This is a genomic window from Mycolicibacterium smegmatis (assembly GCF_001457595.1).
In the GTDB taxonomy this organism is placed as follows: domain Bacteria; phylum Actinomycetota; class Actinomycetes; order Mycobacteriales; family Mycobacteriaceae; genus Mycobacterium; species Mycobacterium smegmatis.
This window is the reverse complement of the sequence record NZ_LN831039.1, coordinates 4,828,681-4,849,016: the sequence shown is the minus strand read 5'-3', so window position 1 is coordinate 4,849,016 and position 20,336 is coordinate 4,828,681. Positions and strand designations below refer to the sequence as shown.

The window sequence follows — 20,336 nt, the reverse complement described above, 5'->3', positions numbered from 1 at the left end:
GTATGACCGAAGATGGCCGCAGGCCACGTGGCGGGGTACCGTTGGATCCTTCATCGGCCCGCCCATCTGCGAGTGCGACGGACGGCGCGCACCTTTTCGATGACAATTCAAGCCGAACGCCAGAGAGTTTTCATGAGCCTGAACCGGGCAACCGACAATCGTGCGACCGCCGCCACTGTGCGTCCCTTGGTGGGTTATCTGGGGTGGCATGGTCGGGGCAATCTGGGTGATGACGCGATTTATGACGCGGTGTGTGCGCAGTTGCCGGGCGCGGGGTTTGTGGATCTTCCGGTGTTGCCGGGGGAGCGGTTGCGTGCGGTGGTGTCGGGTCGTAACCGCTTGTTGCGGCGCAGCGCGCAGGTGATCGGCGGCGGAACCCTCTTGGGCACACGCTATTTCCGTCCGCTCGTGGCCCGCGGCCTGAAGCTGACCGCAACGCGCGGCAGTTACGCCATCGGCGCAGGGGTCGAGGACCCGGCGTACCCGCGAACGCAGAATGCGTCGGGGCCTGATGAGTTGCGGCGCTGGATTCCGTTGTTGTCGCGGTTTCGGGTGGTCTCGGTGCGGGGGCCGCGGAGTGCGCAGTTGCTGGCGGATGCGGGTCTTGAGGTGACGGTGGCCGGTGATCCGGCGTTGTTGTTGGATCGTCCGCAGGTGGTGCCGCAGGACGGTGTGATCGGGTTGAACCTCGGGTTCGGCGACGACGACCTGTGGGGCCACGACCCCGCTGGTGTGGCTGATGTGATTTCTGGGGCGGTGCGGGAGCTTTCGGCGCGTGGGTTCCGGTTTGTGGGGATCTTGATGAACGGTGCGGATCGTCGGTGGACCGAGCAGGCGTTGGCGGGTACGGGGGCTCGGATCGTGGCGCCGGTCGATGCGGCGGGGGCGGCTGCGGAGCTTGCTGGTTGTTCGGCGGTGATCGTGAGCCGTTTGCATGCGGGGATTTTGGCGGCGTTGTCGCAGACGCCGGTGATCTCGTTGGAGTATCAGCCCAAGTGCCGTGATTTCGCGTTGTCGATCGATGATGAGCGGTCGTTGTTGCGTACCGATGCGTTGAGTGTGTCTGCCGTGGTGGAGCGGGTTTTGGCGACGCTGGACGATGCCGCGGCGATCCGGGAGAAGACCCGCGCGGCCGTGGACGTGCTGCGCGCGCGACTCGACACCCAGTACGACGTCTTGCGAGCCGAACTCGGACCACACGCGTCATGACCACATCACGCCGACCGGTCGAGGGCGCGGCCACTGTGCGTCCCTTGGTGGGTTATCTGGGGTGGCATGGTCGGGGCAATCTGGGTGATGACGCGATTTATGACGCGGTGTGTGCGCAGTTGCCGGGCGCGGGGTTCGTGGATCTTCCGGTGTTGCCGGGGGAGCGGTTGCGTGCGGTGGTGTCGGGTCGTAACCGCTTGTTGCGGCGCAGCGCGCAGGTGATCGGCGGCGGAACCCTGATCGGTAGGCGCCATTGGCGGCGCGTGGCCGGCCACGGCCTGAAACTGACAGGTACACACGGCAGTTACGCCATCGGCGTCGGCGTGGAAGACCCCGTCTTCGAAGGACGCCGCAGCGGCTCGGGGCCTGATGAGTTGCGGCGCTGGATTCCGTTGTTGTCGCGGTTTCGGGTGGTCTCGGTGCGGGGGCCGCGGAGTGCGCAGTTGCTGGCGGATGCGGGTCTTGAGGTGACGGTGGCCGGTGATCCGGCGTTGTTGTTGGATCGTCCGCAGGTGGTGCCGCAGGACGGTGTGATCGGGTTGAACCTCGGGTTCGGCGACGACTTGTGGGGCCACGACCCCGCTGGTGTGGCTGATGTGATTTCTGGGGCGGTGCGGGAGCTTTCGGCGCGTGGGTTCCGGTTTGTGGGGATCTTGATGAACGGTGCGGATCGTCGGTGGACCGAGCAGGCGTTGGCGGGTACGGGGGCTCGGATCGTGGCGCCGGTCGATGCGGCGGGGGCGGCTGCGGAGCTTGCTGGTTGTTCGGCGGTGATCGTGAGCCGTTTGCATGCGGGGATTTTGGCGGCGTTGTCGCAGACGCCGGTGATCTCGTTGGAGTATCAGCCCAAGTGCCGTGATTTCGCGTTGTCGATCGATGATGAGCGGTCGTTGTTGCGTACCGATGCGTTGAGTGTGTCTGCCGTGGTGGAGCGGGTTTTGGCGACGCTGGACGATGCCGCGGCGATCCGGGAGAAGACCCGCGCGGCCGTGGACGTGCTGCGCGCGCGACTCGACACCGACTACGGGGTGCTGCGGACCGGCCTGGCGGTCTCCCGTGTGTGATCGGTGACGCGGAGCAAATCCACTGTGGTTTGCCGCGATTCCAAGATCACGTAATGTGCTGTCCGGCTGATTATTTGGGCGTTCACCGATTCGTGATAACGCTCTGAACTCGGTAGAGTTCCCCGCGATGCTGGCCTTCATCACCACCTTGCGACATCCGCGGAACTCCGCGGATTACGGTCGCGTCGAAGCGCTGCTTCAGGACACGCTTCGATCGGTCAGCCGGCAGTCCTGTGACGACCATCTCATCATCATCGTCGGAAATCGGTTGCCTGCGTTCGAACTCCCACCGCGGGCCGTGTTCGTCGAGGTCGACTTCCCGCCGCCGTCGACCCACAACGGTCCCCGCACCGGTCCGGCTTCGGTGATCTGGGACAAGGGCACCAAGAACGCGATAGGGCTGGTTGCCGCCCGGGAGTATGCCCCCGATCATGTGATGTTCGTCGATGCCGACGATTTCGTGCATCGCGATATCGCGGCTTTCGTCGCCGCGCACCCGGGGGCGCCCGGCTGGGTGAGCACACGGGGCTGGATCTACTCGCGGCGCCGAAACGCTTACGCGCTGCGTCGCAACTTCTATCGTTATTGCGGCACGTCGTTCATCATCCCCTGGTCGGCCTACGAGGTACCGCCCGAACTCACCGTCACCTCGGGCCAGCGTGCGATCGCCGACGCCTTCGGGGAGCGGCTGGAACGGTCGCTCGAGCACGGTTTCGCCTACGACTGGTGGCGTGACCGCGGTCGTGCCCTGGAGCCGCTGCCCTTCCCCGGCGCGGTCTATCACGTCGACACCGGCGAGAACCACTCGGGAAACATCCTCTTCGGCCCCGCGTTGCCGTACCGCGAGCACCTTCGCCACGACTACGGTCTGGAGCCCTCGAAAGGGACCGCTGCCACGCTGTGGAGCGCCCTGGGCCCCGCGTCGTTCACGCGGTGGCCTGCCATTCGTCTGCGTCAGCCCAAGTCGTTCCTGGAGAGTTTCTCTCCACCGGTGGACCCGGTAACTCGGTAGCGGGGGAAGGATTTCGATGCGCGTAACGATGCGCGACGTTCGCGTGGGGCTCATCGCCCTGCTGAGCGTCATGGCCCTGGGTCTGGTCTCGACGGTGGTCTCGGTTGCGGCGGCCGCCGCGAGGACCAGTGTTCTCATCATGGGGGGATCGGGGGACCCGCTCACCACCGATCAGGACGGACTGCCGTTCATCAGGGACTACACCTCGAAGGTTGTGGGGAACTATGTCATACCGTCGGCGTCGCGGCCCGGCAGCGGTATCCCCGGCGGGCCGTACAACGCGGTCGCGGTCATCACACCCGCGCAGTTCAACTCCGGTGAACCCGGAGACACCTCGCTGACATTCGACGATTCGGTCGCCGCCGGAGCCGGGAAACTGGCGACGTGCATCGAATCGGGTGACGAGTGCGACATCAACGAGGATCTCGGATCGGACCGGCCGGCGCCCGGGGACAATCTGGTGGTTTTCGGCTACTCGCAGAGCGCTGCCATCGCCACTCTGGAAAAGGCCAGGCTTGCCGCCCTGTACCCGTACGGAGAGGGCCCGGACGTCTCGTTCATCCTGACCGCCAACGGAAACCGGCCCAACGGCGGCTTCCTCGCGCGGGGACCCAAAGGTGTGACGATCCCGCTCGGCACGCCCGGCGGTGGGGTGACGTTCAACGGGTCGACGCCGACGGACACCCAGTATTCGACGATCGACGTTGCCATCCAGTACGACGGTTGGGCGGATCAGCCCATCAACCCCGCCAATCTGCTGGCCGTCGCCAATGCGAATGCCGGGCAACGGTTGTTGCATCCCCACTACGCGGACTACAGCCTCGGCTCTCCAGGCATCATCGATCAGGGCCAGTACGGCGACACCCGGTACCTGATGATCCCGACGGACACCCTGCCGCTGTTGTACGAACTCTCACAGACGCCAATCGTCGGCTCGTTTCTGGCAGACGTCCTCGACGCGCCACTGCGGGTTCTCGTGGAATCGGGCTACGACCGCACATCGAGTCCCGGTGAACCCAAGCCGTGGACCCTCGTTCCTGCGAAGGACCCGCTGAAGACCGCGGCCGATTTCCTTGTCGCGATTCCCACCGGGTGGGACAACGCGATCGAGGATGTCAACGGCACGCGCCCGTTCGGCACGGTGCGTCCCGGTCCGTTCGGTGTGGGCGGCCCGGACGTGGACTACCTCGACCCCGACGAGGACCTCACCAAAGAAGCCTCCAAAGGCACTGAGCTCGCCGACGATTCGTCGGTGAAGGCCACGCTGGTCTCGCGGCTCACAGATGCCACCGAGGCCGAGGCAGATGCGGTCACCGCCAAGATCGGCGCGGTCACGGAGAAAACGCAGGCGAAGGTCACGACCCTGACGAAGCCCAGGCTCCAGGCCGCGGACGAGGCGGGCGACGAAGCCGATGCGGAGCCCTCTGAGCCCTCTGAATCCTCTGAGTCGGAACCGTCTGGGTCGGAAACGCCGGAAACGTCCGACACGAAGAAGCCGACCACCGTGGCGAAAGATTCCGGCAGCGAGGACAAGGCCGTGACCAAGCCCGCCGACGCCAAACCCGAGCCGAAGGAGAAGTCCGAGGGCACCTCGGCGAGCAAGCGCGGCAGGCACTCCTCCGGGCTCACCGCCAAACCCTCGGACAAGGAGTCCGCGCCGAAACACCGCGCGCCCGATTCGGACACCGCGTCGGCGAAACCGTCGCGGGAAAAGAATTCCGCACCGAAGCACGCCGCCGGGGACCACAATGACCGGCAGACCAAACCTCGTGCGGCACATGGTGCAGCGGCGAAGGATGCCGGCAAGCAAGACAAGCAAGCGGCGTCTGCCGCCAAGAAATAGCGTGGTGTGATATGTGGAGCGCAGTCCTGGTACTCGCGCTTGTGTCGGCGGTCGACCCGGTCCGGATCGGGATCACGTTGCTGCTGATCGGACGTGAACGACCGGTGGCCAATCTGTTGGCGTACTGGCTCGGTCTGATGGCCGCCGGCGTGGGTCTGGCGGTCATCGCGCTCACGTTCCTGCCCGGCGTGGTGCGGCCGGTGACGGAATTCGTCGTCGCCGCTGCCGAAAAGCCGGTCATCCCACCGCTTCAGATCGCCATGGGTCTGCTCGCGATACCCGTGGCGGTGGTCATCGCGATGCGCGCCCGCCGTCGCACGCTCGTCGCGCCGGTATCGGAAGTGGCCGACCCCGTGTCCGCCATGGCGTTTGCCGCGGCCGCAACACCCGCGGCATCCACCGCGTCGGGAAAACGGTCGCTGTTGTCCCGGTTGTCGTGGCCCGCGCTGTTCTCGGGCCGGTGGGGCAACTCGGCCGCCATGGCGTTCGCCGCGGGACTGTTCTCGGCGACCCCACCGCTGGAGTACTGCTTCGCGATCCTGGCCATCGCAGCGTCAGGCGCCGCGATCGGCACCCAGGTCTGCGCGGCAATCGTGTTCTCGCTCGTGTCATTTGCGATCGCGGAGATCCCGCTGGTGGGTTATCTGGCGTCGCCGGTGAAGACCAAGGCGATCGTGGCGAGGATGCACGACTGGATCGGCGCGTACCGCAGGCCGATCTTCGCCTGCATCCTCGGATTGTTCGGTGTCCTGATGCTGGCCAGCGGCGTGTCGACCATCTAGCGCGTCAGCGGTCGCACAGCCAGCGCATCAGCCCGTGCTTGCGGATCAATTGCCGCACCGCGTGGTTGGCCCACCGGTTGCGGTTCTTGCCGCGAACGTCGATGTGCAGATGCACGACCCTGATGTCAGGGTCGAACTGTCGTCCGATGCCACGCTTTTCCATGCGGATCGCCAGATCCTGGGCCTCGTGGCAACGCAGGTCCGGATCGTATCCACCCAGTGATCGCAGCACACCCGAGTCGACCAGCATGTTGCCCTCGTGCAGCCAGTACGCCGGGGTGGGCTGGGGTGTGGCCAGGATGTTGGGCCACTCCTTCATGAGCGGTGCGGCAATGCGCTGCGCCGCGGCCGCGAGCCTGGGCCTGTCGCGCAGCCGGTCGATCATAAGCGGAAGCCCCGAGGTGAGACCACCCCACGCGGAGAACACCGCACCGTAGTTGTGCGGTTCCTGCGTTCCGTCGTGACGGCACACCAGACCGCCGATCATGCCGACACCGCGATGTTCGTAGCGTGCGAACACTTCTCGCGCGGTGTCGGGTATCCGGTCGGTACGCAGTTCCATGTCGGCGTCGACGAAGTGGATGAGTGTCTTGTCGTCGACGCAGTCGATGATCTGGTTGCGGTTGGCGCCGGCCCCCTGGTTGCGGGGACTGCGCACGAATTTCACGTCGCTGCCGAACTGGCGCACCACATCCGCGCTGTCGTCGGTCGAGGCGTCGTCGAGCACGTACACCGCGTCGTAACCCTGCGCCAGCACCTCGGGAAGCAACCTGTTGAGGTTGTGGCCCATGTTGTAGTTCGGGATGGCCGCCACGACCGGCGTTTTCGTCCCCATGGTGCTACGCGTGGACGAGGCGGGCGAACGTGTCGTCACGGTACTGCTCCGCGCACGACGCGCGGCGCACCTTACCGCTGGTGGTGATGGGAATCGCCCCGCGGCGCACCAGCACCAGGTCGGCCGGGATGATGCCGTGTGAGCGGGAAACCGCTGCCACCACTTCACCTTCGAGGTCGGCCAGGTACTCGGCGGGGCTCACGTCGGGATTCTGGTTCTCCCGCACCTCGGCGATGACCACCAGGTGCTCGGCGTCGTCCCTGTCCACCGAGATCGCCGCGGCCCGGGCACGCGTGATCTCCTGCACGGTGGCCTCGATGTCATCGGGGTAGTGGTTGCGCCCGCGGATGATCACGACGTCCTTGATGCGACCGACGATGAACAGTTCACCGCCCGAGACGAACCCGAGGTCGCCGGTCCGCAGCCACGGCCCGGTCGGCGTCCCCGAGGACGGACTGTCGATCGACGCGCCGAACGTCGTCTCGGTGCGTTCGGACTGCTCCCAGTAACCCGCGCACACGTTCTCGCCGTGCACCCAGATCTCGCCGACGATTCCCGTCGGGCATTCGGCCCGGGTCTGCGGATCCACGATGCGCACCGTCGGCGACTCGGGCATGCCGTAACTCACCAGCGCGGTGCCGTTTTCGTCGTCGCACGGTACGGCACGGCCGTCGGAGAGCTCCTGCGCGGCGAACCGGGCGACCTTCGGCGGGTGCCCCGTTTCACGCGTCGCGACGAACAAGGTGGCCTCGGCCAGACCGTACGAGGGGCGCAGCGCCTGCTCGTGGAGGTTGAACGCGGCGAAGCGGTCGGAGAACCGACGCAGCGTCGGCTCGTGGACCCGCTCGCTGCCGCTGAGCACGCACCGCACGTCACCGAGGTCCATCCCGGTGAGGTCGGCGTCCGAGGTCTTCCTCGCCGCGAGGTCGAACGCGAAGTTGGGGGCCGCGGTCACAGTGGCCGGGTGGGTCGCCAGAAGCTGCATCCATCGAGCGGGCTTGGCCAGGAACGCGAACGGGCTGATGAGCACGGTGTGCCAGCCGCCGAGGACCGGTGCGCACAGGCCCAGCATGAGTCCCATGTCGTGATACAGCGGCAGCCACGAGATCGAGGTGGTGTCCGACGGCGCGATGTTGTCGGGGAAGAAGCCGGCGACGACCTGTTCGAAGTTCGCCGTCAGGTTGCGGTGCGACACCATGACGCCGGCCGGTGTCCGCGTGGAGCCCGAGGTGTACTGCAGGTAGGCGGTTTCCGGCGCCTGCTCGCGCTTGACCGGGCGACGCCGGGTGTCGAGGTCGAGCGTGTCGATCTCGGCGATCCACGGCGCGGCCTGACCCGCCTGCGGTTCGAGATATTCGGCGATGTGCGAGGACACCGCCGACGTGGTGAGCACGATCGAAGGCGCGGTGTCGCGCAGGACCGCGGTGACACGTTCGTCGTGGACACCGGGGAATGGCACCGACAGCGGGACGCCGATCCTCCCGGCCTGCAACGACGCGAGGAACGCCACGACGTAGTCGAGGCCCTGCGGCGCGAGGATCACGGCACGGTCGCCGACTGCGCTGCGCGCCTGCATCTCGTATGCCAGGCTCTGCACGCGACGATTCAGCTGCGACCACGTGAGGGTGTGCGCGACGCCCTCGGGGTCGGTGTCGTAGTCGATGAACGTGAATGCGACGTCGCCGGGTTGCAGGCTCGCTCGCTCGCGCAGAACACCTATGACAGAACTGCGGGTCATGGGGGTGTCACCTTTCCTATTCGATCACGCCGGCGAGTCCGAAGTCCTTGAGCGTCAGTGCTGCAAGTTCGCGTAACCGGGTCTTGGAGTTCTGGGCATCGAGCTGATAGGCGACGATGCCGATCGAGATCTTGCCGTTGACGCGTGCCGACACCAGGACGAGTTGTCCACCCATCGACTCGATGTCGCGTCGCGTGACGTTCTGGTCGACGCCGCGCATCACCACGTACTCGGCGTCCGTTCCGTCGGCGCGCCCCACCGCGGGATCCACGTCGCCGAGATTCGAGCAGTAGACCGGCAGGTCGTCGGGAGATCCGAAGAACAGCCCGCCCAGACCCTGCAGCGCCCGCTTGGGAACCAAGGGGATCAGGGGGAGCAGTTCGAGAGTCTCGTCAGTGGTCGTCCGCGCGGTCTCGATCGCCTCGCGGATGGTCGCGCGCACGCCGGTCAGATCGGATGTGCACTGCCGCGGATCGATGCTCGCGCTTGCGAAGGTCATCGCCAGCGCGCGTGAATCGTCCAGCGATGTGCGCTCGTTGAGTGCGATGGACAGCGTCACGGTGCCGCTTCGGGCATTCGCGCGGTTCATCCGCTCACCGAGCCTCGCGCCGAAACCGGCCAGCAGCGAGTAGCTGTTGCCGCCGAGACCCGTTGCGCAGCGGTCCCAAGCGTCGAGGTCGACGAACACCGAAACCGCGGGCACCGACACCGGTTCGGTGGACAGCGTCCGCGGAGCGCTCTCGTTTTCTGCGCGCGCGGAGCGCAGCAACTCGGCGCCGCGCCGGCGCAGCAGTCTGACGGCCTTGCCCGCTGTGCGGCCGAGTTCGGGCAGATCGCGTGCGGTCTGGCGCAGGTCGGCGGCGACTGCGCGGCGTGCTGTCTGTGCTCGCGGCAGCGGAAACCCGAACTGGCGCTTGGTTCCTGCGACGGCCTCCATCAGCGTCAGCACCCCGCCGATCCCGTCACCGATGTGGTGTGACGCCACCAGGCTCACGGCCGTGGAGCCGTCGGTCATCGGCAGCACCGACATGTGCCATGCCGGTCCGTGTTCGGGATCGACGGGCAGGTGTACCTGTTCGTCGGCCCAGTCGCTGACGTCGGCGCGCGGGCGTGCAGTGGTGGCGACGGCGAGTTCGGTCTGCGGACCCGGGCACGAGACCCACCGGTGGCGGCCGAACGGCAACCGTGACCGCTCGATCCTGCGCCCGGCGAGGCCGTAGCCGAAGTTGCGGTGGAACTGCCGCAGACCGTCCATGTCGATGGCGTGCTCGTAGATCCAGAGCACCTGCATCAGTTGATGGCGACCGGTCGCACGCAACATGTCGAACCCGGCCTGGTCGATGAACGACAGCCGGTTGTCCGGTGTCGCGGCCGAGTTCAGCATGCGAGCACGTGCCCGTTCGGGGCGAGTCTGTATCGCCAACGATCAACCTCCTACCACAGCAACAACTTCGCCCCGGTCAGGCGATCGTGCCGACGAGATCGAACTCTGTGAGCGCCTTGGCGACCAGCTCCCGCAGTTGTGCCTTGTCGTTCGGCCCGCCGGGCCGGTAGCCGATGACGGAGATCGACATCTTGTCGTCGACGCGTCCGGCCAGAACGGTCAGCAATCCGTTGCGGTTCTCCAGGAACTCGCGCGAGACACGGCGGTCGACGCCGCGCAGGATGAGGTATTCGGCTGCGGCGCCGTCGATCCGGGACACCAGCGGGTCGATGTCGCCGAGGTTCGAGCACGACACCGGCAGGTCGGTCAGGTTCAGGACCACCTGAGAGCCGCGTGCCACCGCCCGCTGCGGGATGAACGGGGTGAGCGGCAGCAATTGCAGTGTCTCGTCGGGTTCCTGCCGGTAGGCCTCGAGGGCCTGCCGGATGGCCGAGCGCGCACCGGACAGATCCTTGGTGACGTCGGTGGGGTCCAGGTGCGCGTTGACGATGTAGGCCGCGTTGCCTCTGGTGTCCCCGGGTGCGCGGTCGCTGATCGGCACGTGCAGCAGCACCGTGCCGTCGTCACTGCGCCGACGGCCCATGAGCTCACCGAGTTTGGCGGCGAACGCGGCGACCAGCGAGTGGCTGTTCCCGCCGAGTGCCGCCGCGCGCAGGTCCCACTCTTCGAGGGGCACGTAGCACGCGATCGCGGGCGCGACGACGTCGCTGCGGCCGTCCGGCCCGAAGTCGCGCCGCGGTTTGGCGGACAACGCGACCTCGTGTCGCCGCCGGATCGCGAGCCGGCCGGCGCGCACCAGGGTGGCGGCGGTCTGCGGCAGATCACGCGCGGTCTGCCGCAGATCGGCGAGCACGGCCTGCAGCCTGCCGCGCGAACCGGGTGCGGCGTAACCGAAGTCGACGGTTTCACCCTTGACGGCGTCGGCGATCGTCTGCAGGGTGCCGAGTCCGTCGATCAGGCAGTGCGAGATCACCAGGCTCACCGCGGTCGAGCCGTCGGTCATGGATAGGACACCCATGTGCCAGCCGGGTCCGACCTCAGGATCGATCGGAAGCTGCGCACGCGCGTCGGCCCAGTCGCCCAGTTCTTCTCGGGGACGGGGCTGTTCGGCGAAGTCGAGCGGTGCGGCAGGTCCGGGGGCGGCAACCCAGCGGTGTCTGCCGAACGGCAGCGGTGAGCGCTCGATGAGCCGACCGGCCAGGCCGTGACCGAAGTTGCGGTGAAATTCCCGCAACTTGTCGATCTCGACCGGACGTTCGTACACCCACACGCACTGTGCGACCAGTTCCTGGCCGGTGGCGCGCTGCCCGAGGAAGAGCAGCTGGTCGGTGTGGGAGAGCCGGTCGTCCGTGGCGACGGTGGCAGGCGTTGTCGATGGTGTCATGCTGGAATCGCCGAACCTCACGCTGATCTGAGATCGAGCTCGTTGACACGCGTGGTGGGCACGTCGTCGTGGCGTCCCTCGGCCACCGCGACGCACACCGACCGGAATGCGTCGACGTACTCCTGCACCGAGGCGCGGGCAACGGGATTGTTCGGGAACGCCACCGTGATCCACGTACCGCTGCCGAACTGGTTCACCCACATGCCGACCTGGTTGGCCGCACCCATCTCGCTGAAGATCCGCCCGTTGATCCGGTTCCATTCGGCGACGACGGCGGGCGAGAGCGGGGCCGCGGTGGCGTCGAGATACGACACCATCGGCACGCCCGGATCCGGGGCCCGCAGGCCACGTTCGGTCGCGCCCAGCTCGAGCACGCGGTCGAACGGGACGTGCGCGAGGTACAGACCCGAATCGAACGAGCGCTGTGCGGTGCGGGCCGTCTCGGCGAACGACGATCCGACCGGAACCGTGATCGGCACGGTGCCGGTGAACCATCCGGTTGCCATGACCTCGGCCTCGGTCCCACGGGTCGTCGTCGGCGTGATGACGTGGTAGGTGTCGATATCGGTCAGCTGGTACTGGGCCAGCGCGGCGGTGGCGAAGACCCCACCGATGAACCGTGAACCCGCGGCGAGGCAAGCCTTTTCAAAGCCCTGCGTCTGGGGTTCGTCGAGCAGTTGGACCGTCATCAGATCACCGGTGCACGGCACCGACAGGTCGCCGAGCGGCAGGGGGAACTTGGGCATGGTGCCGTTGTTGCCCTCAAGGAAGGTCACCCACTCCTTGATTTCGGGAGAGTCCAGCGTCAGCCCCGAGGTGTACTTGCGCTGCCGCACGCAGTAGTCGTCGTAGCTGCCCGCGGGCGGCAACGTGATCGGGGCGCCGCCGCTCACCAGCGCCGCGTACATCAGGTGGATCTCGATGAGCATCAACCCGAGGAACGTCGCGTCCACGTGCACGTGGTCCACGCTCATGTAACACGTGAAGTGATCGGCGCGCTGGATGATCCCGAAGCGGAAGCAGTCCCACTGCAGCGGCCCCGGGGTGTCCAGGATGTGCTCACGCCACTGGTCGCACGTCTGCACACCGTGATCGGTGGGCACGAAACGAAGATCCCGCGGGCTGCGTAACTTTCGCCGCACGATCCGGTCGTCGACGGTGAACTCGAAACGGCTGTGGTAGGTGTCGTGCCGGCGCAGATACGCGTTGATCACATGGGACATCGCCCGCATGTCGCACTGGCCGTCCATGTTCCACACCGGAACGGTGAGCCGTGCCATCGGCACGCCGCGAGCGGTGTGCTCGCGGTACGCGCGCAGATGCTGGGCCTGCTGATAGCTCGCGGGCACATCGCTCACCGGGGCCTCGGCTACCTTCGCCACCGTGCTCGGGGAGGGGCCCCACGACACATGTTTGCCAGGAGCGTCGTCCCAGTTCTGGATGTCGGTCAGCTCGAACATGGTTCTACTCCTCCCTTCGATGACTGCCGGTTGCGGTTGATGTACTGAGGATTTCGATCACGACGGGGCCGACACGGCGTCGTCGGTGTCGAGCATCTCGCACAACCGTTGTGCCAGACCCCTGATGGTCGTCATGTCCATCGCACTGACGCGGACACCGGTCTCGGTTTCGATTCGGGTACGAAGTTCCAGGTGTCCCAACGAATCCAGACCGTACTCGGACAGCGGACGGTCGGGGTCCACCGTGCGGCGCAGCAGCAGGCCGACCTGTTCGGCGATCAGCCGGCGCAGGTGTGTCGGCCATTCCTCACGGGGCAGCGCGGCGAGTTCGGAACGCAGTTTCCTGGTCTCCGAGGCGCCTTGCGTATCGGCCAGGAACAGCTCGGCGAACGGGCTGCGCTGCGCGAACGCGGTCAGCCATGACGCACCGAGAACCGGGGCGTAGCCGTTGTACACGCGGTCGTGGCGCAGGATCGCCTCGAACGCGTACGCACCCTCGTCGGGCGCGATCGCGTTGTCGCCCTCGGCCATTGCCGTGCCGCGGCCGATCTCACCCCAGGCACCCCAGGCGATCGACGTCGCGGGCAGGCCCTGGGCCCGTCGCCACTGCATGAAGGCGTCCAGCCAGCTGTTCGCCGCGGCGTACGCACCCTGACCGGGCGAGCCCACCAGGGCCGCGGCCGAGGAGAACGCGCAGAACCAGTCGAGCTCGGAGGTCGCAGGTCCGCCGGACTGCACGGCCTGGTGCAGGTTCCACGCGCCGTACACCTTCGGTGCCCAGTCGTGCTCGACGAGTTCATCGGTGATGTTGGCGAGCGTGGCGTCCTCGACCACCGCCGCGGCGTGCAGCACGCCGCGTAGCGGAAGACCCGTCTGGGTCGCCGCCGCGACGAGCCTGCGCGCGGTGTCGGGCTCGGCGATGTCGCCGCACTCGACCACGATGTCGGCGCCCGTGGCACGGATCAGCTCGATGATCTCGCTGGACCGTGTCGACGGAGCGCTACGCGAATTGACCACGATGCGCCCGCATCCCGCGGCGGCCATCCGTTCGGCGAGGAACAGGCCGAGGCCACCGAGACCGCCGGTGATCACGTAGGCGCCGTCGCCGCGGAACACCGGGACCTGCTCGGGCGGCACCACGACCTGGCTCTGACCCGTGTCCGGGATGTCGATCACGAGCTTGCCGGTGTGCTGTGCACCGCCCATGATGCGGATCGCGGTCGCGGCCTCTTCGAGCGGGTAGTGCGTGATCTCGGGCAACGGCAGTGTGCCGTCGGCGATCAGGCGGTAGACCGTCGCGAGCAGATCCCGGATCTTCTGCGGATGCGTCACGGTCATCAGCGCGAGGTCGACGGCGTAGAACGACAGGTTGCGACGGAACGGGAACAGCCCCAGGCGGGTGTCGGCGTAGATGTCGCGCTTGCCGATCTCGACGAAACGCCCACCGAACGCGAGCAGTTCCAGGCCGGCCCGCTGCGCGGGTCCGGTCACCGAGTTCAGCACGATGTCGACGCCGTAACCGTCTGTGTCGGTGCGAATCTGGTCGGCGAAGGCGGTGGTGCGCGAGTCGTAGACGTGCTCGATGCCCCAGTCGCGCAGCAGTTGGCGGCGCTTCTCACTGCCAGCCGTCGCGTAGATCTCGGCTCCGGCCGCACGTGCCACGGCGATCGCGGCCTGGCCCACACCACCGGTGGCGGAGTGGATCAGGATCTTGTCGCCTGCCGACATGCGCGCGAGCTCCGTCAGGCCCAGCCACACCGTGCCGTACGCCAAACCGACTGCGGCGGCTTCGTGTTCGCTGATGCCCTCGGGCAGCTTGGTGGCCAGATCGGCCTCACATGTCACGAAGTTGCTCCAGCAACCGTTGGCCGAAACACCGCCGACGCGGTCGCCGACGCGGTGCGTCGTGACGCCGGGCCCGACCGCGGTGACGACGCCACCGAACTCCGATCCCAGCTCGGGCAGGCGGCCGTCAAAGCTGGGGCACCGGCCGAACGCGACGAGGACGTCGGCGAAGTTGATGCTCGACGCCTTGACCGCAACCTCGATCTGCCCCGGTCCCGGCGTGCCACGTTCGAACGTCACCAGCTCCATGGACTCCAGGTCGCCCGGGTTGCGGACCACCAGTCGCATGCCTTCCGAAGCGTTGTCGGCCACCGCGGTACGACGCTCGGCCGCGCGCAGCGGCGACGGGCACAGCCGTGCGGCGTACCACTGTCCGTCACGCCACGCGGTCTCGTCCTCGGGCGATCCGGACAGCAGCTGGCGTACCAGGGCCTCGTGGGCGGTGCTGTCGTCGACGTCGATCTGGGTGGCGCGCAACCGCGGATGCTCCATGCCGACCACCCGGATCAGGCCGCGCAGACCGGAGTGCTCCAGGTACGGCTCGTCGGTGTCGAGCACGTGCTGGCTGCGGTGGGTCACGACGTACAGACGTGGCGGCTCGCCCACGGCGTCGGCCAACGTACGCGCGATGCGCACCAGATGACGCACGTGGTCGGCGCCACGGCGAGCGTCGGCTCCCACGTCGTGTGCGTCGGTGCCGGTCTCGCTGTCTCCCACGATGACCGCAACGCCTGCGAGCGGCTGCTCGTCGAGGCGCGCGGTGAGTGCCGCGGCCTGTGCGTCGTGGTCGGCATCGTGCGACCACGCCATGGTGGTCGTGGGCATGCCCGCACCGATCAGCGCGCTGACAACACCTGCTGCGCGCGGGTTCTCGTCATCGTCTCCGGCGAGGATCACCAGCCACGAGCCGGCGTCGACCGTCTCCGAGCCCTCGGGGCGGGGAAGTTCGCGCTGCTGCCACTCGATGGTGAGCAGGCGCTCGTCGAGCAGGCGCTCTTCTTCGGCCTTGTCCGAATTGCCCGTGCCGAGTTGCAGACCCATCGCGCTCAGCAGCACGGTGCCGTCGGCGTCGAGCAGTTCGAGATCGGCCTCGACACCGAAGCTGTCGGCCTTCACGATGCGGCTCAGGCAGTACCGCACGTTGCGGGTGGACCCATACGCCCGCAGCCTGCGCACACCGAGCGGCAGCAACATGCCACTGGCGATGTTCTGGACCTCGGGGTGGGCGATCACCGACTGGAAGCACGCGTCGAGCAGTGCCGGGTGCACCGTGTAACCGCGCTGTCCGGACCGCAGCGGGCCCGGAAGGGCCACTGCGGCAACGACGGTGGGTTCGGCCGCGGTCGCGACATAGGCCTCGGACAGGCCGGCGAAGGCCGCGCCGTGCCCGATGCCGACGGTGCCGAAACCGGCACGCAGTTCGTCGCCGTCCACCCGGTTGGGGTGTGCGGCGAGGAGGGCATCGATCGAGTGCGCGGCGGGCCGTTCGGCGTCGACATCGCCACGCAGCACCGCGGTCGCACGCTGGGTGCGATCACCCGACTGGTGCGTCTCGACACCGAATTCGGCGGTGCCGGGGGCGGTCACGGCCGCCGAGACCCACACCGGGGTGGCGTCGTCGAGCAGCAGCATGTCGTGGAACTTCAGATCATGGACCTCGCCGGTGTCGCCCAGCACGGGCGTGACGGCGGCCAGGGCCATCTCGCAGTAGGCCGCACCGGGCAGCACCGCGACCTGGTGGACCCGGTGGTCGGACAGCCACGGATGCGCCTCGGTACCCACGTCGCCCTGCCAGAGGTGCTCTTCGGGCTCCTGCGGCAGCACGACGTGCGATCCCAGCAGCGGGTGCACCGACACCGACGGCACACCGGGCGCCGAGGACTCGAGTTCGCGGTCGAGCAGCAGCGTCGAATGCGTCCACGCCGGCAGCGGGGCGTCGAGCAGCCGGCCGGTGGGGTAGAGGACCGAGAAGTCCACGGCGGCACCGGCACTGTGCAGGTCGGCCACGAAACCGAGCAGACCGTGCGGCATCTCCTGCTGGCGGCGCATCGCGGCGAACACCGCGAGCGGCATGTCGAGGCTGCGGGCCGTCTGCTCGACGGGGTGGGTCAGCAGGGGGTGCGGCGACAGTTCGGCGAACACGCGGTGGCCGTCCTCGAGCGCAGCCTGGACCGCCGCCGAGAATCGCACGGTGTGACGCAGGTTGTCCGCCCAGTAGTAGGCGTCGTAGTCGGCGTAGTCCCGTGGGTCGTACAGCGTCGCCGAGTAGTACGGGATCTCCGGTTCGGCGGGGTCCAGATCGGCCAGCGCCTCGATGAGGTCGTCGAGGATCGGATCGACCTGCGGCGAGTGCGATGCGACGTCGACGGCGATCTCGCGCGCCATCACACCGCGCGACTCCCACATCTCGATCAGTTCGCGCACCGAGGCGGTCGCGCCGCCGACCACGGTCGACTGCGGTGAGGCGACCACCGACAGCACGACGTCATCGACGCCGCGGCTGGCGAGTTCGGAAAGCACCTGCTGGGCTGGGAGTTCCACCATCGCCATGGCGCCCGAGCCCGCGATGCGGGTCATCAGGCGCGTGCGGCGGCAGATGACCTTCACGCCGTCTTCGAGTGAGAGTGCGCCCGAGACGACCGAGGCGGCAACCTCGCCCATCGAGTGACCGATGACCGCGCCGGGCACGACGCCGTGCGAACGCATGGCCGCGGCCAGCGCGACCTGGACCGCGAAGATGGTGGGCTGCACCCGGTCGATGCCGGTGACGGTCTCCGAGGCCGTCAGGGCCTCGGTGACGGAGAAGTCGGACTCGGCCGCGATGAGCGGTTCCAGTTCGGCGATGGCGGCCGCGAAAGCCTGTTCCCGGTCGAGCAGTTCGGCGCCCATCGAGGCCCACTGCGAACCCTGCCCGGAGAACACCCACACCGGCCCACGGTCGTCGTTGGTCACGGCATGTTGTGGCATCGCCTCACCGTCGGCGATCTGCCGCAGCCCCTCGACCAGCGTGCCGCGGTCGCCTGCGAGCACAGCCGAACGGGCAGCACGGAACCCGCGCCTGCGGGCCAGTGTGTACGCGAGGTCGCCGAGATCGATCGCGGGTCCGCGACCGTTGCCGTCCCCGCTTCGCAGCAGCCAGTCGGCAAGGTGCTGTGCCGTCGAGCGCAGCGCATCGGCGGAGCTGGCGGACACCGGGAACACCAGCGCGTTGCCGGCCTTGGGTGAAATCGCCTCTGCGGCAGTCTCGGCCGGGCTCTCAGGCGCCTGCTCGAGGACCGCGTGCACGTTGGTGCCGGACAGGCCGTACGCGGAGACCGCGGCGCGGCGGGGCTGGCCCTCCCGGACCGGCCACGGCGTGATGGTCTCGGGGACGAACAGGCCCGTCTCGATCTCGGCCATCTGGTCGGGCAGGCGGGTGAAGTGCAGGTTCTGCGGAATGACGTTGTGCTGCAGCGCAAGTACGGCCTTCATGACGCCGAGCGCGCCCGCCGCGGACTGCGTGTGACCGAAATTGGTCTTGATCGAGCCCAACGCACAGGGACCGTCTGTGCCGTACACCTCGGCCAGGCTGGAGAACTCGAGCGGGTCGCCGACGGGCGTGCCGGTGCCGTGGGCCTCGACGAGGCCGACGGTGCCGGGTTCGACGCCGGCCGCTTTCAGCGCCATGCGGTAGACCTTGGCCTGCGCATCGGCCGACGGCGTCGCGATGTTGACCGTGCGGCCGTCCTGGTTGGTGGCGGTGCCGCGGATGACGGCGAGGATCCGATCGCCGTCTGCGACGGCGTCGTCGAGTCGCTTGAGGGTCAGCACCACGCAGCCCTCGGCCGAGACGAAGCCGTCGGCCGCGGTGTCGAACGCGTGGCAGTGGCCGGTCGGGGACAGCATGCCTGCGGCCGAGCCGCCAGCGGCCTTGCGCGGTTCCAGCAGCACCGACACACCGCCGGCCAGCGCGACGTCGCTCTCACCGTTGTGCAGGCTGCGGCAGGCCATGTGGATGGCGCTGAGGCTGGACGAGCACGCCGTGTCGACCGTGATGGCGGGGCCGTGCACGCCGAGTGCGTAGGCGATGCGGCCGGAGGCGAGGCTGAAGCTGGTGCCGGTGAAGCCGTACGGACCCTCCAGTGCCTTGGCGTCGGCAGCAAGGTGTGCGTAGTCGTTGTGGGTCAGGCCCATGAAGACGCCGGTGGCCGATCCGGCGAGACCGGCGGGGTTCAGGCCGGAGTGCTCGACGGCCTCCCACGCGGTCTCCAGCAGCAGCCGGTGCTGCGGGTCGATCGCGGCGGCCTCGCGCTCGGTGATGCCGAAGAACTCCGGGTCGAACGCGGCCGGGTCGTCGAGGAAGGCACCCCACTTCGACACGGAGCGGCCGGGCACCCCTGGCTCGGGGTCGTAGTACTCCTCGGCGTCCCACCGGCCGGTGGGAATCTCGGTGACGAAGTCATCGCCACGGAGGAGAGCCTCCCATAGCTGCTGTGGCGAGTTGATTGCTCCAGGAAGTCTGCAAGCCATTCCGATGATGGCAACAGGAGCAACACAATTTTGAGTCAAAGCTTCCCCTACTAATGACGCGATCGGCGTACTTAGTACCACGGCCCGTATGCCACATGCCATTCGAGAAAAGCCGTGGCGAGGGGGGTTTTATTCGCTTTTCCGTAATCCGCCGCGGATCCAGCAATGCGCCATTGTTTAATGGCCGGACAAGATCAGCAATCGATCTTGATTTACGGTGACGTAAAACGCTAGTAGGGCTATCAAAACCCGGTAACAGTACCTTTTCAAAGTTGACACGTGTCTTCGCTAACGGCCGCCGCGCGGGTTGTGTCGACGCAGGCGATATCAGCTACCGACCCGCCCGAACCGCGGCTCGCGACGCGGTGTGGCGGCAAACCGTACCTCGCGGACCTGCGAAGTCGCTGAAATCGTTCCCTAAGTCACGTCTTCGCGGCGCTGTGCGATCGCTCAGGAAGGCCGTTGATCCGGGTTTGCCACAGCGTCGCCGAAAGCGCTGCGGCCGGCCGGGGAACGTGGGTTCGGCGTGCCTGGCGTGCGGATTGCCCTGTGTCCGACCGTAACCCGTGATGGGTGAGATGTCTGTGACCCACGCCTGCGTGGCGCGTCGATCTCAGGAACTTCACAGGTTTGCGTAGTGGTTGTTGGTGGTGGCAAATCGGTCGGCCGGATAAAAACGCATAACTGCGGTTATGAGACCAAGGTCACACTCCGGTGTTTCGGTGCAGTTCACGACCTATTCGTACATATGGGAACTTATGTTCAATTCATATTCCAGCTGAACTAAATGGTACGGAATTGCGCTTATGGCAACGTCAATTATGTTTGCCCGCAATGATGCGACCGCGCTCGCGCGGTGGTAGCTGGTTACGCGCGGCGCGCTCGGATCGCGTCGACACCGTCGCGCGCGGGCTCATCGCCGGACCCGCGAACCTCGGGTCCGCGACCGGTCCGGTCAGGGTCGGTGACGCGCAGCCGCATGCCGCGGGTCCGCCGGGAGTCGGTCCGTGTCGAACCCGGCAAGCTGCCGGAGTCCACGGGCACTCAGTACGTCGAAGTTGCCGCGCGTGCGAATCAGGTTCGCGGGCAATGCCCGCAGGCCCTGACTCAAGTAGGCGATGGTATGGGCGGCGCATCCCGTGCAGTCCACGCTCCGCAAAGCGTCGGGAGTGCCATTGGCGGGGTGTCGGCGTCGATCACACCCCGTCAAC

General features: G+C 67.4%; 11 protein-coding genes. 5 read left to right on the top strand and 6 right to left on the bottom strand.

Annotated features, from left to right (window positions below; translation table 11 throughout):
• Window positions 1-189 precede the first annotated feature (189 nt).
• The 5 genes from AT701_RS23160 (at window position 190) to AT701_RS23140 (ending at window position 5,910) form a co-directional block, all read left to right on the top strand.
• Window positions 190-1,209 carry a polysaccharide pyruvyl transferase family protein gene (locus AT701_RS23160; protein WP_058127713.1) on the top strand — a complete coding sequence of 340 codons (1,020 nt, stop codon included), beginning with the start codon at window positions 190-192 and terminating at the stop codon, window positions 1,207-1,209.
• A gap of 47 nt (window positions 1,210-1,256) precedes the next feature.
• Entirely contained in the window at window positions 1,257-2,273 is a 1,017-nt protein-coding gene (locus AT701_RS23155; protein ID WP_081319719.1) for a polysaccharide pyruvyl transferase family protein, read from the top strand.
• Window positions 2,274-2,400: 127 nt separating this feature from the next.
• Window positions 2,401-3,285 carry a glycosyltransferase family A protein gene (locus AT701_RS23150; RefSeq protein WP_003896136.1) on the top strand — a complete coding sequence of 295 codons (885 nt, stop codon included), beginning with the start codon at window positions 2,401-2,403 and terminating at the stop codon, window positions 3,283-3,285.
• Window positions 3,286-3,301: 16 nt separating this feature from the next.
• A complete protein-coding gene (locus tag AT701_RS23145; protein ID WP_223495728.1) occupies window positions 3,302-5,128 on the top strand; it encodes a PE-PPE domain-containing protein in 1,827 nt (608 codons plus the stop codon).
• A gap of 11 nt (window positions 5,129-5,139) precedes the next feature.
• Window positions 5,140-5,910, top strand: a complete 771-nt coding sequence (locus tag AT701_RS23140) for a GAP family protein (protein WP_058126676.1) — start codon at window positions 5,140-5,142, stop codon at window positions 5,908-5,910.
• 4 nt (window positions 5,911-5,914) lie between these two features.
• On the opposite strand, the gene AT701_RS23135 is transcribed toward AT701_RS23140, so the two are convergent.
• The 6 genes from AT701_RS23135 to pks2 all read right to left on the bottom strand — a co-directional run bounded on the left by AT701_RS23135 (window position 5,915) and on the right by pks2 (window position 19,125).
• Complete coding sequence (locus tag AT701_RS23135) at window positions 5,915-6,745, bottom strand: glycosyltransferase (protein ID WP_223495726.1); 831 nt, start codon at window positions 6,743-6,745, stop codon at window positions 5,915-5,917.
• A 4-nt stretch (window positions 6,746-6,749) separates the two neighbouring features.
• On the bottom strand, window positions 6,750-8,483 hold the full coding sequence (locus AT701_RS23130) for an AMP-binding protein (RefSeq protein WP_058126675.1): 1,734 nt from the start codon (window positions 8,481-8,483) through the stop codon (window positions 6,750-6,752).
• Window positions 8,484-8,499: 16 nt separating this feature from the next.
• Entirely contained in the window at window positions 8,500-9,867 is a 1,368-nt protein-coding gene (locus AT701_RS23125; protein WP_058126674.1) for a hypothetical protein, read from the bottom strand.
• A gap of 76 nt (window positions 9,868-9,943) precedes the next feature.
• On the bottom strand, window positions 9,944-11,311 hold the full coding sequence (locus AT701_RS23120; RefSeq protein WP_058127711.1) for a hypothetical protein: 1,368 nt from the start codon (window positions 11,309-11,311) through the stop codon (window positions 9,944-9,946).
• A 17-nt stretch (window positions 11,312-11,328) separates the two neighbouring features.
• A complete protein-coding gene (locus tag AT701_RS23115; RefSeq protein ID WP_058126673.1) occupies window positions 11,329-12,771 on the bottom strand; it encodes a condensation domain-containing protein in 1,443 nt (480 codons plus the stop codon).
• 57 nt (window positions 12,772-12,828) lie between these two features.
• Entirely contained in the window at window positions 12,829-19,125 is a 6,297-nt protein-coding gene (gene pks2 / locus AT701_RS23110) for a sulfolipid-1 biosynthesis phthioceranic/hydroxyphthioceranic acid synthase (RefSeq protein ID WP_058126672.1), read from the bottom strand.
• Between the last annotated feature and the right edge of the window lie 1,211 nt (window positions 19,126-20,336).

Excerpts from the sequence above, each read along its gene's own strand:
- AT701_RS23115 (WP_058126673.1), bottom strand. The coding sequence starts at position 12,771 with ATGTTCGAGCTGACCGACATCCAGAACTGGGACGACGCTCCTGGCAAA.
- pks2 (WP_058126672.1), bottom strand. The coding sequence starts at position 19,125 with ATGGCTTGCAGACTTCCTGGAGCAATCAACTCGCCACAGCAGCTATGG.
- AT701_RS23125 (WP_058126674.1), bottom strand. The coding sequence starts at position 9,867 with ATGCTGAACTCGGCCGCGACACCGGACAACCGGCTGTCGTTCATCGAC.
- AT701_RS23145 (WP_223495728.1), top strand. The coding sequence starts at position 3,302 with ATGCGCGTAACGATGCGCGACGTTCGCGTGGGGCTCATCGCCCTGCTG.
- AT701_RS23120 (WP_058127711.1), bottom strand. The coding sequence starts at position 11,311 with ATGACACCATCGACAACGCCTGCCACCGTCGCCACGGACGACCGGCTC.
- AT701_RS23140 (WP_058126676.1), top strand. The coding sequence starts at position 5,140 with ATGTGGAGCGCAGTCCTGGTACTCGCGCTTGTGTCGGCGGTCGACCCG.
- AT701_RS23135 (WP_223495726.1), bottom strand. The coding sequence starts at position 6,745 with ATGGGGACGAAAACGCCGGTCGTGGCGGCCATCCCGAACTACAACATG.
- AT701_RS23150 (WP_003896136.1), top strand. The coding sequence starts at position 2,401 with ATGCTGGCCTTCATCACCACCTTGCGACATCCGCGGAACTCCGCGGAT.
- AT701_RS23130 (WP_058126675.1), bottom strand. The coding sequence starts at position 8,483 with ATGACCCGCAGTTCTGTCATAGGTGTTCTGCGCGAGCGAGCGAGCCTG.